Here is a 16,399-nt window from a genome sequence, read left to right as displayed (position 1 = left end):
ATGATTCCTGTAGTGGCCCTGGTAGGGCGACCCAATGTCGGTAAGTCGACCCTGTTCAATCGTCTGACCCGCACCCGTGATGCACTGGTGGCGGATTACCCAGGCTTGACGCGGGATCGTAAATACGGTCGTGCCTATCTGTCAGGTTACGAATTCATCCTGGTGGATACCGGCGGTATTGACGGCACCGAAGAAGGCATAGAAACCAAGATGGCCGAGCAATCGCTGGCGGCTATCGAAGAAGCGGATGTAGTGCTGTTTCTGACGGATGCCCGCGCCGGTTTGACCGCGGCCGATCAGGCCATAGCCCAACATCTTCGCAGTCGGCAAAAGACCACCTTTGTGGTGGCCAACAAGATTGACGGTATCGATGCCGATTCCGCCTGCGCCGAATTCTGGGCCCTGGGCCTGGGTGAGGTGTATCAGATGGCGGCGGCTCATGGCCGTGGTGTTACCAATATGATTGAGTATGCGCTGGCTCCTTTTGCCGAGGCGATGGGGATTAACCCGGATGCGCCCGAGGAAGAGAAGGTCGACGAGCGTCAATACACAGAAGAGGAAGCCGAAGCCGAACAAGCCAGACTGCAGGACTTGCCTATCAAGCTGGCGATTATCGGCAAGCCCAACGTGGGCAAGTCGACCCTGACCAACCGCATCCTCGGTGAGGAGCGGGTAGTGGTTTATGATGAGCCGGGCACCACCCGCGACTCCATTTATATTCCAATGCAGCGTGAAGGCCGTGAGTACGTCATCATAGATACCGCCGGGGTGCGTCGCCGCGCCAAGGTGCATGAAGTCGTTGAAAAGTTCTCGGTGATTAAAACCCTGAAAGCGGTTGAAGACGCCAACGTGGTGCTCTTGGTTATCGATGCCCGTGAAGGTATCGCCGAGCAGGACCTTGGTTTGCTGGGCTTTGCCCTCAACGCCGGTCGGGCGCTGGTGATTGCGGTCAACAAGTGGGACGGCATAGACAACGACGTCAAGGAAAGGGTCAAGAGTGAGCTGGACCGTCGTCTGGGCTTTATCGACTTTGCCCGCATTCACTTTATCTCGGCGCTGCATGGCACAGGTGTGGGTCATCTGTATGAATCTATCGAAGAAGCTTACGACAGCGCTACTCGCAGGGTGTCCACTTCGCTGCTGACCAAGATCATGCAGATGGCGCAGGACGACCATCAGCCGCCTCTGGTCAATGGTCGCCGGGTCAAGCTCAAGTATGCCCACGCCGGTGGTTACAACCCGCCTATCGTGGTGGTACACGGCAACCAGGTATCCAAGCTGCCGGACTCCTATAAGCGTTATATGATGAACTACTACCGCCGCTCGCTGAAGGTTGTGGGTACGCCCATCCAGCTGCGCTTCCAGGAGGGGGCCAACCCCTTTGAAGGCAAGGGGGAGAAACTGACCCTGAGCCAGGAAAGACGCCGCAAGCGGATGATGGCGCACATTAAAAACAAGAAATCCTGATAGGGTTTTCGCAAAACAAAGCCGGGTTAGTCCCGGCTTTGTTGTTTTTGATGACCAATATTACACATTAATTCAGTGAGCTGTGTTTAATGAAGGGCCTGTGAACTGGAATAACATCTGCGAACGATTCACAGGTATTTTCCGTTCGGTTCCCTTCTCCGGCGAGGAGCATTTATCTGATTGATGCTATTCCTCTATGATGGCTTCAATTCTTGAGAGCAGCGCGCCCTGTTTCAACTGGGTACGCATCTGCTCGCCGACCACTGCGTCCTGGCTGTTTTCGAGGACTTTCCCGGCTTCGTTCTTGCTGATGCTGTAACCTCTGGACAGAGTCGATAGTGGGCTGACACTTTCCAGCGAATGGGCGCCGGCCCCCAGGCGTGCCTTGGCCTCTTTCAGTTTATCGGCTATGGCATCCTGCAACTGTTGACCGAGATAATTCAATCTGTTGCCTTCCAGGCTCAGCTTGTGGGCCGGACTCTGGGCTTCGAGGCGGCTCTTGAGCTGTAGCTGTCTGTGTTCCAGCCGGTGCAGGCGATTGTTGATGGCGGCCGTCATTCTCAGTTGCTGCTCATCAAACTGCTGTACCAGCTGTTCCAGCCGCCGCTTGGGATCCTGGCGTTGCAATTTGTGATCCAGCAGTGACAGCTGTTGGCGTTTGGCTAAGTGCCAGTGTTGCCAGCCCTGGCGCAGCCTGGCCATGGCAGTGGTCAGCTTTTGCCGCTTGTTGTCGACATCCTGGGATACCAGCTCGGCGGCGGCCGATGGGGTAGGGGCACGCAGATCGGCGACATAGTCACTGATACAGGTATCCACTTCATGGCCCACCGCTGAAATTACCGGCAGGGCGCTGTTGTAGATGGCGTGGGCCAGGTTTTCATCGTTGAAACACCACATATCTTCCAGGCTACCGCCGCCGCGGGTCAGCAGTAACAGATCCACCTCCAGCCTCTGGTTGGCCAAGGTGAGTGCCTCAATAAGCTGGTTGGCGGCAGTGTCGCCCTGAACCTGTGAGGGGTAGATCACCACTTCGATGGAAGGATCGCGGCGTTTCAGTACATGCAGTACATCGCGTATGGCGGCGCCAGTGGGGGAGGTGATCACCCCGATGCGCTGGATGTTGGCCGGTAGTGGTCGTTTGGTCTCGGCGGCAAACAGGCCTTCGGCCGCGAGCTTCTGCTTCAGCGCTTCATACTGCTGCGCCAGCAAGCCATCACCGGCAGGCTGCATGGTTTCGATAAGCAGTTGATAATCGCCCCTAGGCTCATAGACACTCAGGGCTGCCCGCACCAGCACTTGCTGGCCGTTGACCGGGCGGAAGGTCACATTCTGATTGCGGCCACGGAACATGGCGCAGCGAATTTGTGAGTGGTTGTCCTTGAGTGTCAGATACCAATGGCCCGAGCTTGGGCTGGCAAAGTTGGAAATTTCGCCATTGAGCCAAATCCTGCCGAGGTTTCCCTCCAACAAGGCACGAACTTCGGCATTGAGGCGGGAGACGGTATATACCTGTTTTTTGAGCTCTGGCATGGAATTTGCGTTCAAATTGGAATTTTTCTCTATTTTCCCATTTACCACCCCGGGGTTGCAAGGTATAATGCCGCCGCAATATTTCACCTTCAATCTAACCCCCGGGGAGATGTTGCAATGCTACGATTAATTAAAGAAGCGCTTACCTTTGACGATGTGCTGCTGGTTCCGGCCCACTCGACCGTTCTCCCTAATACCGCCAATCTCAAGACCCGTCTGACCGACAAAATCGAACTGAATATCCCCCTGGTGTCCGCTGCAATGGACACAGTGACCGAAGCCCGTTTGGCAATCGCCATGGCGCAAGAAGGTGGCTTGGGCTTTATTCATAAGAATATGAGTATTGAACAGCAGGCCGAAGAAGTTCGTAAAGTGAAGATCTATGAAGCAGGTGTGGTTCAACAGCCTGTAACAGTAACACCTTCCACGACACTGGCCGAGCTTAAGGTATTAACCGAAAAGAACGGATTTGCCGGCTATCCGGTAATCAATGACGCCAACGAACTGGTGGGTATCATCACTGGCCGTGACGTGCGCTTCGTGACTGATACCAACCGCCTGGTTTCTGAAATCATGACCCCGAAAGAGCGTCTGGTGACTGTACCTGAAGGCACCAAGCTGGATGAAGTACAAAAGCTGATGCACTCCAACCGTATTGAAAAAGTGCTGGTTGTGAATGATGAATTCCAGCTTAAGGGCCTGATCACTGTTAAAGACTTCGAGAAAGCCGAGCGTAAGCCCAACGCCTGTAAAGATGAGCTGGGCCGTCTGCGTGTTGGCGCCGCTGTTGGTGCTGGTCCAGGTAACGAAGAGCGTGTTGATGCGCTGGTCAAAGCCGGTGTTGATGTACTCTTGATTGATTCATCCCACGGCCATTCTGAAGGGGTACTGCAGCGTATTCGCGATACCCGTGCCAAGTATCCGGATCTGCAAATCGTTGGCGGCAACGTGGCGACCGCCGAAGGCGCCCTGGCGCTGGTAGAAGCCGGTGTGAATGCGGTTAAAGTCGGTATTGGCCCTGGCTCTATCTGTACTACCCGTATCGTTACCGGTGTGGGCGTACCGCAAATCACTGCGGTTTCCGATGCCGCTGCTGCCGTTAAGCATCTGGGTATCCCAGTGATTGCCGATGGCGGTATCCGTTTTTCAGGCGATCTGGCCAAGGCGCTGGCCGCCGGTGCATCTTGCATCATGGCAGGTTCCATGTTTGCCGGTACCGATGAGTCTCCAGGTGAAACTGAACTCTACAAGGGCCGCGCTTATAAATCTTACCGAGGTATGGGCTCACTGGGCGCCATGTCTCAGGGCTCTTCCGATCGCTACTTCCAGAGCGACAACGCCGCCGACAAACTGGTACCTGAAGGTATTGAAGGCCGTGTTCCCTATAAAGGCAAAATCAAAGAGATTATCCATCAGTACATGGGCGGTTTGCGTTCCTGTATGGGGCTGACAGGCTGCGCCACCATTCAGGAATTGGGCGATAAGGCCCAGTTCGTCAAGGTGACTTCTGCCGGTATGGGTGAATCCCACGTTCACGATGTGACTATCTCCAAAGAAGCGCCGAACTACCGTTCAGGCGTTTAACAAATTCGGGGCGGCATGAGTGTCGCCCTTGGTTTATAAGCAGATAAAAACTGTGCCTGTTACGGCAGGCACTGCAATCAAACTAAAGAGATAAAGGTTATCAATGAGCAATATTCATGAGCACAAGATACTGATCCTTGATTTCGGATCCCAGTATACCCAGCTGATTGCCCGTCGTATCCGCGAAATTGGCGTCTACTGTGAACTCTGGGCCTGGGATGTCAGTGAAGAGCAGATCCGCGAGTTTGCCCCTCAGGGCATTATTCTGGCCGGTGGTCCCGAGAGTGTCACCGCTGACAATTCTCCCCGTGCCCCTGAGTATGTGTTTAACGCAGGCGTGCCTGTACTGGGTATCTGTTACGGTATGCAGACCATGAGCGAACAGCTGGGTGGCAAAGTTATCCAGGGCATAGGCGAGGGCGAGTTCGGTTACGCGCAAATCGAACTGCTGGCCGAATCTGCACTGTTCAAAAACATCGAAGATGCCGTTAACGAAGCCGGTCGTCCATTGCTGGATGTATGGATGAGCCACGGTGACAAAGTCTCGGCTATCCCTGAAGGCTTTGTCGCGGTTGCCAAGACCGAAACCTGCCCATTCGCCGCCATGGCCAATGAAGCCAAAGGTTTCTACGGCGTGCAGTTCCACCCTGAAGTGACCCACACCCGTCAGGGCAAGCGCATGCTGGAGCATTTCGCGCTGGAAATCTGTGGCTGTGAAGCCAAGTGGAAACCCGCTTCCATCATCGAAGACGCCGTTGAGCGCCTGAAAAAGCAGATAGGTGACGACGAAGTGATCCTGGCGCTTTCCGGTGGGGTTGACTCCTCTGTTACCGCCATGCTGCTGCACCGCGCCATCGGCGACAGACTCACCTGTGTGTTTGTCGACAACGGCCTGCTGCGTCTGAACGAAGGCGAGCAAGTGATGGAGATGTTCGGCGACCACTTCGGTCTTAACATCATCAAGGTTGAAGCCGAAGACAGATTCCTCAATGCCCTCAAAGGCGAAAACGACCCAGAAGCCAAGCGCAAGATCATCGGCCGGGTGTTTGTGGAAATCTTCGACGAAGAAGCCGGTAAGTGCGTTAACGCCAAGTGGCTGGCCCAGGGCACCATCTACCCCGATGTCATCGAGTCTGCCGGCAGCGCCACAGGCAAGGCCCATGTGATCAAGTCGCACCATAACGTCGGCGGCCTGCCGGAAGATATGGAGCTGGGGCTGGTTGAGCCGCTGCGTGAACTCTTCAAAGACGAAGTACGCAAGATTGGCCTGGAGCTGGGTCTGCCTTACGACATGCTCTATCGCCACCCATTCCCTGGCCCAGGCCTGGGCGTACGGGTACTCGGCGAAGTCAAGAAAGAGTACTGCGATCTGCTGCGCCGCGCCGATGCCATCTTCATCGAAGAGCTGCGCAAAGCCGAACTGTACGACCGTGTCAGCCAGGCCTTCACTGTGTTCCTGCCGGTTCGCAGCGTAGGTGTAATGGGCGATGGCCGCAAGTACGACTGGGTTGTGTCTCTGCGCGCCGTGGAAACCATCGACTTTATGACTGCCCATTGGGCTCACCTGCCGTACGACTTCCTTGGCCGGGTGTCCAACCGCATCATCAATGAAATCGACGGTATCTCCCGCGTGGTGTACGACATCTCAGGCAAGCCACCGGCAACGATTGAGTGGGAGTGAGGCTATTATCTAGCCTATTGTTTTATTTGATTTAGTGAGTGCCATTGATGATATTGACTGCATTATCAATGGCATTTTTTATGGTTTAAGGCCGACGCTGAATCGAAGATATAGCAAATACCATGTGACCGTATCAGCAAATGCCATGGTATCGACAACCGGGTGCAATGCAGCGCTGTGCTGATGCCATCGATGCTCGCTTTGATCAGAACCGCTCTCTCGACCCATGCCCCAGATCGTTAAATATGCGCCAGAGGAGCACCTCGTGATAGAAATTGTGAACAAGACAGCCGCCACTCGGAATCGAAATATCCATATAGGTGAATAAAGTTTGCGGAAAATACGCTGAGAAAATAGAAAAGCGTCAATGAAGGGACATAGGAATGGCGATTAACGGAGAGAACGGTGTTAGTGCAGCCACCGTGGATGAACTACTCAAGCAAGGCCTTCGGATACCGAACTATCAACGCCCATACAGTTGGGATGTATCGACTGCTCTACAACTGGTGGATGATATCAGCGAAGCTCTTCGAGATACCGAACGAAAAGATATTCCCTATGTTTTGGGTGCAATCATTCTTCACGATGATGGTGAGTATCTCAATGTAGTCGACGGGCAGCAGCGCCTGCTGACTTTGCGAATGATTCTTGCGGCCTTAGATCCGATAAATCATCAAATTTCGATGTCTGGTAACAGCGAAACTCCTGTCTCCCTAGTTTGGATAGAGCTTCAAAGGCGCCTGTCGCAGTTGGAAGATAAAAAAGAGTTTTTGGATTTTATCTGTCACAAATGTCAGTTGGTGCGTATTGTGACGGACGATATTGATGAGGCATTTCGTGTCTTTGATTCCCAGAACTATCGCGGCAAACCGCTTGCCCCTCACGACTTGCTCAAAGCACACCACCTACGCGAAATGCACGATGAGTCCGCTGCTATGAAAGTGGCTGTCGTTGAGGCTTGGGAAGCCGTAAACGATGAGGATCTGGACAGGCTTTTTTCTACTTTTTTATACCGGATATCCAAGTGGTCACGAGGCGAAAGCTCGCTCGAATTTACTATTCGGGACATCGGCATGTTCAAAGGCATTTCATCACGATCCCACAGGTCATTTTCGCCAAATCTGCGATATCACCTTGCAGCACAAGCCGCTATGCCACTTCTAAGTGCATGGTCGGTATCCTCTACACATGATGCACGAAATGCCGGGCGCAGCCGCTTTCAGCTTGATGCCCCGATAATCGCAGGACGCTCATTTTTCGAGATGGTGACATTCATGCTTGACGAATTGAAGATACTGGAACAAGAGGTTATTGACAGAGGTTTCAAAAACTTTGGCCCATCTCAAAGTCGCTACCGCTACGTGTACGAATTGTTCATTGCCGCGCTGCTTTGCTATACAAACAAGTTTGGCGATGAAGATGTAGATGAAGTGCGAAATAGGTTATTCGCATGGGCATATGCCTTGCGGGTCGAGTTACTTCGTGTGCAATTTGTATCTGCTGACAACCGAGCGCGAGGTAAAAACGATGCAAATAAATCGCCTTTTGTTTTGCTACGTAATGCGATGACTGGAAGTGTTGTCCGCAAACTTCCAATAGCAAGTAAGCCATACAGCGATAACCACGAAAAGGAACTCGTTGCTTTTATCAAGGGGCTGCAATGAGCAAGAAGGAGTTGAAACCTGAACTGTTAACAGTAGGCAAGTTATTCACTGACAATTATCTGATTCCTATTTATCAACGGAACTATGCTTGGCGGGCCGAACAGATTGAGCAACTTATTAGCGATATTCAAGACTCGGTGGTAGGGGGCCAGGACAACTATTTTCTTGGGAACCTTGTTGTAATCAAGCGGGGTAGAGAGGATGAGTTCGAGGTCATAGATGGACAACAACGACTTACAACCCTCTATCTGCTTCTGACCTTCCTGGAGCAAGACGGTGAGGGTGAGAAGCCCTCGGTTGGCCATGCAGGCCACTTGCAATATGAGTCGCGCGCACGGGCAACTGAGGCCCTGCTGCGAGTAGCACAGGAGGCGGCTAAGGAGCACGCTCGACCGCAGAGCTCCACGAGTAATGCAGATGCTGGCATTCATGAAGGCTACAGCATCATCAATCAGTTCTTCAAACAAAATGAAAACCTTAATCGCTCACGCGAAAAATTCTCCGATTTCTTGCTAACGAAGGTGACTGTCGTCCGTGCCTCGCTGCCACCCAATACCGACCTCAATCGCTACTTCGAGATCATGAACACTCGTGGGCAGCAACTCAAGCAGGTTGATATTGTTAAGGCTCGCCTGATGAGCAAACTGCCCAATCAATATGAACGCGAATGCTTTGCGTGGGTTTGGGATTCCTGTGCTGACATGGATTCTTATGTCCAGATGTCTCTGACCCGTGGTGACACAAGTTTGCGAAACAAAGTATTTGGTGATGAATGGTCCTGGCTGGAGGTGACCAGCTTCGCTTCGCTAATGGAAAGTCGTCCGCAATCCGGCATCAATTCATCAAGGCAATCCTCCGAAGGGGTATCGTTGTCCTTGGATGAGGCGTTGTCAAAATACGCTAAAGAGCTCGAGTCAAATTCCACTGAAGACGAGGGCAACGAGCGGTTTCGTTCGACTATTGAGTTTCCGGCCTTTCTGCTACACGTTCTAAGAATTATGAAAGGCGATGAGGTCGAAGACGAAGGCCTGCTTGACGACAAGCGCCTCATCAAGTCATTTGACGACGCCGTAAATAATGTACCCGATGCTAAAGCCGATTGGGTGCGTAGTTTTGCATTTATGCTTCTCAAGTGCCGCAACCTCTTCGATGGCTTCATCTTGAAGCGTCAATTCACGGCAAACATCGGTGACGATGGCGATTGGTCTCTCCAGCGACTGAAAAAAGGAGGCGGGGACAAGAAGCCAACCCCGACGTACATCCATGTTTTCTCGGCCAGCAATGGAAGCTTAGAGGAGGACGGGAGTGCTGACCCACATACCCGAGATGTATTGCTGCTTCAGTCCATGCTTCGGATTACCTACACTTCTCCGCGAACGATGCACTGGATTACCAAAGTTCTTCGCTGGCTCTCCGTTAAAGCCCCTCGAGACGTGAAACATGCGGATCTTGCCGATTTGTTGAAGGGATATGCCCGCAGCAAGGTTAAAGAGACATTCTCCTTTGAGAAAGATCAGCAACCACAAGGGTTTGGTATCAGCCGTATCGTCTTTTCGTATCTCGACTATCTTCTGTTGAGTGACTCCTCAAAACGAGATTTCAAATTTCAGTTCAGAACTTCCATTGAGCACTTCTATCCACAGCATCCTGACAAAGAACAGTCGGGCGCGGTTGTTTCAGGTTCTAGCCTTAACCTGCTTGGCAACCTCGCGCTCGTAAGCGTCAGCGCGAACTCAAAATTCAGCAATAGCCTCCCCAGAGCGAAGGCCGAAAACTTCAAGGATACAATTGAACTTCAAAGTCCCAAGCTCAAGAGAATGGCGGAAATCACCCGAAATACAAACTGGGACGATCAGCAGATAACAGCACATCACGAAGCGATGGTGACATTGCTTCGTGATGATGTAAGTCTGGTGGAGGCAAGCGGAAGATCCAACCCAGGGCGTTGACTTCTTTGAATAACCGCTTTTGGACGAATATCCTTTGTGGTGTGCAAGTTGTCAGTCTAAAAGCGTTTTGCGTCGGGCGACACGATCAGTACAGTCTCCAAGTTTTCTTACCATGGTATTTTGTATGGTATCGACATGCAGAGATAATGCTATTTTATTGATTTTATAGTGTTTTAAGACAGCATTAATCATCGAGTGGGAATAAGCCCTCTCGGGATATCTATTTAAAAGGCGCTTCGGCGCCTTTTTCTATTGGTACTTATATCAGCCTTAAATCGTGGGATTTGTGAATACTTTTATAGGTTTTTTTGGGGCAGTGCTGCACAACACCGGACACGCCCTGAAGGTGAAAGCCATTGCCGACAAAATGAAGCTATTCCAAAACAGGTTGGCCGGTCGTGCATATAAGGACATGACGCGATCGGTCGATCAAATCGACAAAATGAGACGCTGGCCGTTTGGCAGCCACAAGTAGAAAGCACACGGGCCGGTGATGGTGATCCGGCCTGCATTTTCACATACATCTGACCGATATGGTGATCACACGATACATGGTAAAGCTGTAGCTCGTTTCTGGACAAAAATGAGCCAGTGACCGCTAAATTAGCAACCAATTAATTAACACAGGTATAGCAAAGTCATTTGACATACCGTCTAGTGTTGATGGTACAAGTTCAGTTTGTGAATATTCTACGTTCTGGAATATTCGCTTATCTTCTTCTCAAACTCTCTAACTAGCCCTTTGGGTACTCTAAGGTTAACCGTATCAGGTTGTTCTACCTTGTATACCCCTTGATAGTTGAGAGCGCATACTCTTACAATCTCAAACAATGATTCAATCGGGTCGATACCGTGTTCATCAACAAATTTAGGGTATTTGCCATGGTTTGAGAATATTGATATTTCCCCATGTACAAACTTACTCCTCAATTCGTAAATAGTTTTTATTTTTGATTCGATTCCTACGATATCACAAGCATCTCTACTCACCCCACCAACTATAGAAGCCTTGTTATTTCTTTCTGTACCGTACAGTGCATCTAACGCAATAAATTGGTTTAGGAACCTCTCTCGTTTATCATGGGTCCACCCATGAGCGATAAAAGATAGTGCAGATTTCATTCTCTTAGTGGGAGAAGAAAAAATCTTCCGTAGATTGCCAACAACTTCATCGCTCAGGTTTATCTCATAAACAGAAGGTAGGTTAGATCTTATTTGGCGAGTGGTAATGCTCGTAGGATCAAAAGAATTTATTCTACAATCAACTGTATCTTGATTGATTCTCAAAGGACCATCGATAGTCGCGCATAGTGCACCAAATAACCTGTCTAGCTCTTCGACAGCTTCATTTATTGAGCGTGCATAAACCAAAACAGCAGAACTATCAGGCAGTAGCTTATACCTCCCGATAGGATCACGGAGCAAATCTTTATCATCCAGTGCTTCTAAAGGAAAGTTTATTCCAGTTCGCGCTCTCATATCGCCAAGTAGGCTTTCTATTTGACCTGAACCATAAATACATAAGTTATTAGTGAGCCTATGCACCCCGTCTGTATTAGCATACCGAATAGTGTAGACGTATGGTTTAAGAACCTTTTGAGAGTCGATGTGGTCTACAAACAAAGCACTTAGATTATTGCGATGGTGTTGTGAGAATATGGTACTTACTGGCTCATCCAGACTAGTTAACGATAAAAAATCCGCATCAATAGTATTAAATGCATACGAGCAGAATTTTAGAAGTATCTCCTTTGCACTCTGGATATTACTGATACCTAATTCACGACCTAACTCTTTAATCAGTCTGCTAGCACATTTGTTTACATCTTCATCATTATATTTAAGCCAGAAAATGATATCTCCAGCCATGGGTTTACCTATCTGAATAGATGGAACTCCATCCTTGGGACAGTAAAAGAATGCGTTAGACAAATCGGCGGTTATGCTGCTAGCGAATGAAGTATCCAATGATTAGATCCTGTAAATTACCATCAATATGATAGACGTATTATTGCATATTAAGAGATTTAGATTAATTGAGTCAAAGAAGAAAATCTATTATCGTACGAGCACTCGCTATCACACACAATTTCTGGAGGTTTTCTGGCACTGGGCCTCTACCGCCAGCCATGAGGAAAAGTACTGCGTTTCCAGTGGCACGATCTACCACTGAGTAAATGCGTTAACAAGGAATGGGGCAAAAGTGTGTTTCGGGCTTTAGCAACAAGAGTCAGTACCACTTACTCTGACTCGATATTGAGGTAGCGTTACTTGGTCGAGCGAAAATACAGGACAGCCATATCTTTTTGATGTTTCAAAAATACAGGACAGCCATATCTTTTTGATGTTTCACACTGATGCTAAACCCGCGAGGTGATCGCCAGCGTGTCAAAGGATTACAGCAGCCCAAAAACGTGGCTGGGCAGTGAAGATGAAAACGTGCTCAAGCTGCTATCTGAACTCATGGAAACGGTAGCCGAGCTGGCAACCATCTGTGCCAGTCATACCCACAGCACCAGCCCGGCACCTAATGAGGCTGGAGACGGCGAGTGCAGCAGCCGCGCAAAAGGCCAGGCTAGACCCAATCACCAAGTAAGCCATAGACAACCCAGTATTTACTCGATACCGGCTCAGCTCCCACCAGGAACCTGAGCCGTTTTTCATATCAGCCCACAGTAAAGCCCCACCCAACAATCAAAACTGACGATGCTGCAGCACAGACGCGGCTGGCTATTCTGGCCACGTAAATCACCACCTACGCAATTCTACGTCACGAAATTCGCACTCTTCCTCACCCTCCTGCGCAGTTTGCACCTCAATTTTTTTTCAGTTTTGAATTTGTTCAGTTTATGGCGCCACCAAGCGCAGACACTGGGCCTGAGAAAGGATGGAAGATCTGAAAAGATCGCGGTTAATTTCACTGTTTTACAGTTCCACTAGGTTGGATTGACCATGGATGCAGGAGTGAAAGCCGCAGCAGCACGGGGTTTTGCGTGGATTACGTGAGGGTATGAGAGAAAGCCAGAAAACGGCGGCCATACTAAAGCAGTTGATCAATAAGACATTGAGAGGATCCAGAACTGAAAAGAAGGGAAGTGGCAGCACTCCGCAATTTCTCTGCTGCCACTTTGCTGCCATTTTCAATAAATCGGCAAAGAAAAAGGGTTAGCATTTCTGCTAACCCTTTGTTTTATTTGGTGGAGGCGGCGTCCTCTGAACAGGGCTTTTATTGCATTGATACTAATGGATTATTTAAAGTTCAGTTTTTGTGTGTGTTACCAAATGGGTTACTAAAATCTAAAGTGTCCATTTTTTGAACTCATTCTCGGTCAGATTCTGGCAAACGCCATATTGAAGTTTTTCGGGTGCTGATGAAACCGGATGTGGCCTTTTCGATTCAGTCTCACACGCCCTTGAAAAGGTGGGGTGATGTAACCCCAATTCCCCCCACGGGAGAAATACAGCACATAGTCAATCTTATCCTTGGGCCACTGGGAATCCACCTCAGTACTCTCATCATTGGTTTGTAATGAATTTACCTGGATACGGTAAAACTGTCTGCCATCGGATATGAGTATATCCGTTTTACTGCCATGGTCAGTAAGGGACATAGCACCCGCTCGCATGTAATCCGTTAACGTAATGCAGAAATACTCACAATTACACTTTCAAACTTGAAGCTAACTGTTTGTTTTTATATGTTAATTATAAATTTTGCATTAAATGCAATTATTACGGCCATACTTATATCCATACCAAATGATAAATATATCCATCATTATATCCATTTAACTATCCACCATAGTGGCCATAAATCATGTATCTATATGAAAAATGGATGTTTTATTAATTGTTGTTAGAGCTATAGTTTGAGGTGTCATCACATATGGGGCATTAGTATGAACACATCAGCACATGCGATTCAGAGAATGGGTCAACGTGGAGTAAGTCAAATTATGGTCGATTTGGTCATGGAGTTTGGGTGCTGTGAATATCATAAAGGCTGTGAAATATATCTCATGACCAAATCTTCTTGTAGGAAGGCTAATACTTATCTTGGCCACCAGTTTGCAAAGCTGTTGTTATCAAAATTAATTGGAGTTTATGTTGTTATAAGTGGAGATACAATATTAACCGTTGCAAGGAAAAACAAGCATTTCAAAAAGAATAGAAAGTAATAGGCAAAAAGGGTAGTAGATATGAAAAGTGAAAAGAAAACCAATGCCATAGATTCCAAAGAATCATTGCGTGGTGAAAATACCAATGCAGAAAAGCTTCAGGATATGGAACTGGAAATCAAGGTTATTGCTGAAAAAGAAAGAGTTATCAGTAATAAGTTTAAGAGCTTTAGAGGGAAAATCCCCTCTAATGATAGAAGATTAATGGCCTACAGATTTAACTCTATAGCTTCTAAATATGGGTTGACAGCATCCAAGGTTGACTTTTCAAAAGACTATGGGAGCGAACAGGCATTTAATGTTGATTTCTCCAGGTGTCGTTTAAATAGCATCGATAATAAGAAGAAAAGGATCACTGGTGATACATCAATTTGGCTTAGGTTTATTAATTATTTACAAAAAAAAATGAGCAGCGATAGACGTTACGTTTCATTGGACCGTCTGTTAAGTGATCTTATTAAAGATACTAGTTTTTTAGGTGGTAAAGAGAAGTTAGGTTTGACAGAGATGATTGAAGAGCAAGTTTACAATATGGCAGATATAGTTGATGAGAAATATAGCTTGATTCCATTTTATAAAGAGGCGGCAAGATTGCAAGTAGAGTATTTTGTTGAAAATGGTACTCTTTTAGAAGTGGACATAAACTTTGCTGGTGTTGACCTGTTTAGTCTGACATCAAGTCAATTGTTTTGTTTGGTAGAGAAATTGGACCCAGATTTGCTTAATAAACCATTATCTTCATTGTCAAAAGAAGAGTGGAATAAAATCGTTGTTGATGATTTAGGTTTGGATATATTGAGAAATTTATATTCTGAATTACTTAAATATGGCTATATTCAAGGATGTGAGTTCGAAGATGTAGCTGAGGATGTAGATGAAATTTTACCGGAAGAGTTCGACCTTGACAGACTAAGTCGGAGTTCATTGCGAGCTTTGTTAGATTACTTTGAAACCCAATTGAAAATTTCAGGGATATCCGAATTAAAATTTAAATCATTTCAAAAAGGCGATTGGGAGTTGTTGAGTGGTTGCATACTTGAGGTGTTTGTTTTTAAACGTATAAGTTATTATTTGGATAGGTTTGAATTTCGGTGCTCTAAGTATTTTGAACTCACAGAGGAAGATTCTTCCATAGTTAAGAAGATAGTCAATTATGGGTGTGGTGAGGATGTTTTTCTGAAGCAATTTCCTCACATACTAATAGGTATATGTGAATATGATATATTGGATCATCCTAACTCGTATGTTCCTACATATAAATATGCGCAAGAAAGTGCCAAATTATTGAGTGAAGCTAGAAAGCTAGTTAGCCAACGAAAAGATATCCCTAATAATTTTTATGGATTGTTGTATTTTGTTCTAATGCCAGATCTAAATAACGGGCGAATGCTGCCTTGTTTTTTTTCTGATATTGATGGATTTTCACTTTTAACTCTCAATGATTTTATTTATTCAAGTGTTGATGATTACGATGGCACAGAAATCCCAGAATATAGATTTTTTACAGATATTGGTTCCAGTGCTTTTCCATCTGTAAGATTGTTTAAAGATGTTTTTCATGAAAATTTTAAAATGATTATGGAAGAGATGATGCTAACTGCTGAGTATGCTTTAAAGAAAAATCCATATGTAAATAGAGATGAGTCTTTTAAGGAAGATATTAAAGATATGAAAAGATATTTTTATAGTTATTCAAAGCCAATATTTTAGGAGTGAATTATGGACGCCAAGTTTGACGCGTTACTAAAAGGTTTTTATTCAGAGGCTAGTTTGGTTTGTGGTTCGGAGGGGGTGTTCCAATCGATTTTTTATCATGAGGCCAGGAAGCATTTTGATCAAAGCCAGATCTGGCGCGAACAACCAGTCAATGGCGGCGCTATCGATTTTTGTATTGATAGTGGTGAAAAGATATTTGCCATTGAGATTAAAGCGGGTGCCAATGGTCATCGAAACTCCTTAGCTAAGATGAAAGAGGTTGAAAGTAAAGGTAAAGGACTTAGTCACGACCTCAGTAAGCTACAGTTTTTTGCTTCAGAATCCACTAAGTCTGTAGAAACCTGGTTGATTTGTGTTGACTTATCTCCATTGGGAATAGCATTTAACAACAATGATATCATTTACTATTCCGAGCTTGCATCCTCATATGGAGCAAATTTTTCATATGCATCACAGTTAGAAAGTTTATTTTATTGCTGGAATGAAAATGGAAAACGTTGCATAGGATTAAATAATTCTAATTCTGAGAGCGTTTCATCTATACAGGATTTGAGGGTGTTCAAAATTCTGTGTCACGTTAAAAATCACAGATCGATGTGAGCATCCAGTCGTCCTTCAAAATGGATGGAC

General features: G+C 47.2%; 11 protein-coding genes. 9 read left to right on the top strand and 2 right to left on the bottom strand.

All coding sequences use genetic code 11. The features are described from left to right. Complete coding sequence (gene der, locus CX650_RS10560) at nucleotides 1-1,467, top strand: ribosome biogenesis GTPase Der (protein ID WP_039035069.1); 1,467 nt, start codon at nucleotides 1-3, stop codon at nucleotides 1,465-1,467. Between the two features lie 186 nt (nucleotides 1,468-1,653). Here the strand turns inward: der and xseA are convergent, their stop codons facing one another. Beyond that, nucleotides 1,654-2,997 carry an exodeoxyribonuclease VII large subunit gene (gene xseA / locus CX650_RS10555; RefSeq protein WP_101095782.1) on the bottom strand — a complete coding sequence of 448 codons (1,344 nt, stop codon included), beginning with the start codon at nucleotides 2,995-2,997 and terminating at the stop codon, nucleotides 1,654-1,656. Between the two features lie 117 nt (nucleotides 2,998-3,114). On the opposite strand from xseA, the gene guaB reads away from it, so the two are divergent. From guaB to CX650_RS10535, 4 genes are all read left to right on the top strand, one after another. Further along, entirely contained in the window at nucleotides 3,115-4,581 is a 1,467-nt protein-coding gene (gene guaB / locus CX650_RS10550) for an IMP dehydrogenase (RefSeq protein WP_028779199.1), read from the top strand. A gap of 103 nt (nucleotides 4,582-4,684) precedes the next feature. Continuing rightward, nucleotides 4,685-6,262, top strand: coding sequence for a glutamine-hydrolyzing GMP synthase (gene guaA, locus CX650_RS10545; protein ID WP_028779200.1), 1,578 nt, complete (start codon nucleotides 4,685-4,687; stop codon nucleotides 6,260-6,262). A 383-nt stretch (nucleotides 6,263-6,645) separates the two neighbouring features. Continuing rightward, complete coding sequence (locus tag CX650_RS10540; RefSeq protein ID WP_101095781.1) at nucleotides 6,646-7,926, top strand: DUF262 domain-containing protein; 1,281 nt, start codon at nucleotides 6,646-6,648, stop codon at nucleotides 7,924-7,926. Next, nucleotides 7,923-9,875 (top strand): DUF262 domain-containing protein, encoded by a 1,953-nt coding sequence (locus tag CX650_RS10535; RefSeq protein WP_101095780.1) that lies wholly within the window; start codon nucleotides 7,923-7,925, stop codon nucleotides 9,873-9,875. Before CX650_RS10540 ends, CX650_RS10535 begins: the two co-directional genes overlap by 4 nt. Before the next feature lie 690 nt (nucleotides 9,876-10,565). Here the strand turns inward: CX650_RS10535 and CX650_RS10525 are convergent. After that, on the bottom strand, nucleotides 10,566-11,744 hold the full coding sequence (locus CX650_RS10525) for a HEPN domain-containing protein (RefSeq protein WP_157823018.1): 1,179 nt from the start codon (nucleotides 11,742-11,744) through the stop codon (nucleotides 10,566-10,568). 516 nt (nucleotides 11,745-12,260) lie between these two features. On the opposite strand from CX650_RS10525, the gene CX650_RS10520 reads away from it, so the two are divergent. From CX650_RS10520 to CX650_RS10500, 4 genes are all read left to right on the top strand, one after another. Continuing rightward, complete coding sequence (locus CX650_RS10520) at nucleotides 12,261-12,527, top strand: hypothetical protein (protein WP_189484316.1); 267 nt, start codon at nucleotides 12,261-12,263, stop codon at nucleotides 12,525-12,527. Between the two features lie 1,247 nt (nucleotides 12,528-13,774). Next, on the top strand, nucleotides 13,775-14,053 hold the full coding sequence (locus CX650_RS10510) for a hypothetical protein (RefSeq protein WP_101095777.1): 279 nt from the start codon (nucleotides 13,775-13,777) through the stop codon (nucleotides 14,051-14,053). Between the two features lie 21 nt (nucleotides 14,054-14,074). Next, complete coding sequence (locus tag CX650_RS10505) at nucleotides 14,075-15,763, top strand: hypothetical protein (RefSeq protein ID WP_101095776.1); 1,689 nt, start codon at nucleotides 14,075-14,077, stop codon at nucleotides 15,761-15,763. A 9-nt stretch (nucleotides 15,764-15,772) separates the two neighbouring features. Next, the gene (locus CX650_RS10500) at nucleotides 15,773-16,369 is read left to right on the top strand and encodes a hypothetical protein (RefSeq protein ID WP_101095775.1); all 597 of its coding nucleotides are present in this window, start codon (nucleotides 15,773-15,775) and stop codon (nucleotides 16,367-16,369) included. Nucleotides 16,370-16,399 lie beyond the last annotated feature (30 nt).

This window comes from Shewanella indica, from assembly GCF_002836975.1.
Taxonomy (GTDB): domain Bacteria; phylum Pseudomonadota; class Gammaproteobacteria; order Enterobacterales; family Shewanellaceae; genus Shewanella; species Shewanella indica.
The sequence above is the reverse complement of the archived record's forward strand: the minus strand, read 5'-3'. Positions and strand labels throughout refer to the sequence as shown.

Coding starts and splice junctions, on each gene's coding strand:
- CX650_RS10510 (WP_101095777.1), top strand. CDS start 13,775: ATGAACACATCAGCACATGCGATTCAGAGAATGGGTCAACGTGGAGTA.
- CX650_RS10525 (WP_157823018.1), bottom strand. CDS start 11,744: ATGGCTGGAGATATCATTTTCTGGCTTAAATATAATGATGAAGATGTA.
- CX650_RS10535 (WP_101095780.1), top strand. CDS start 7,923: ATGAGCAAGAAGGAGTTGAAACCTGAACTGTTAACAGTAGGCAAGTTA.
- der (WP_039035069.1), top strand. CDS start 1: ATGATTCCTGTAGTGGCCCTGGTAGGGCGACCCAATGTCGGTAAGTCG.
- xseA (WP_101095782.1), bottom strand. CDS start 2,997: ATGCCAGAGCTCAAAAAACAGGTATATACCGTCTCCCGCCTCAATGCC.
- guaA (WP_028779200.1), top strand. CDS start 4,685: ATGAGCAATATTCATGAGCACAAGATACTGATCCTTGATTTCGGATCC.
- CX650_RS10540 (WP_101095781.1), top strand. CDS start 6,646: ATGGCGATTAACGGAGAGAACGGTGTTAGTGCAGCCACCGTGGATGAA.
- guaB (WP_028779199.1), top strand. CDS start 3,115: ATGCTACGATTAATTAAAGAAGCGCTTACCTTTGACGATGTGCTGCTG.
- CX650_RS10500 (WP_101095775.1), top strand. CDS start 15,773: ATGGACGCCAAGTTTGACGCGTTACTAAAAGGTTTTTATTCAGAGGCT.
- CX650_RS10505 (WP_101095776.1), top strand. CDS start 14,075: ATGAAAAGTGAAAAGAAAACCAATGCCATAGATTCCAAAGAATCATTG.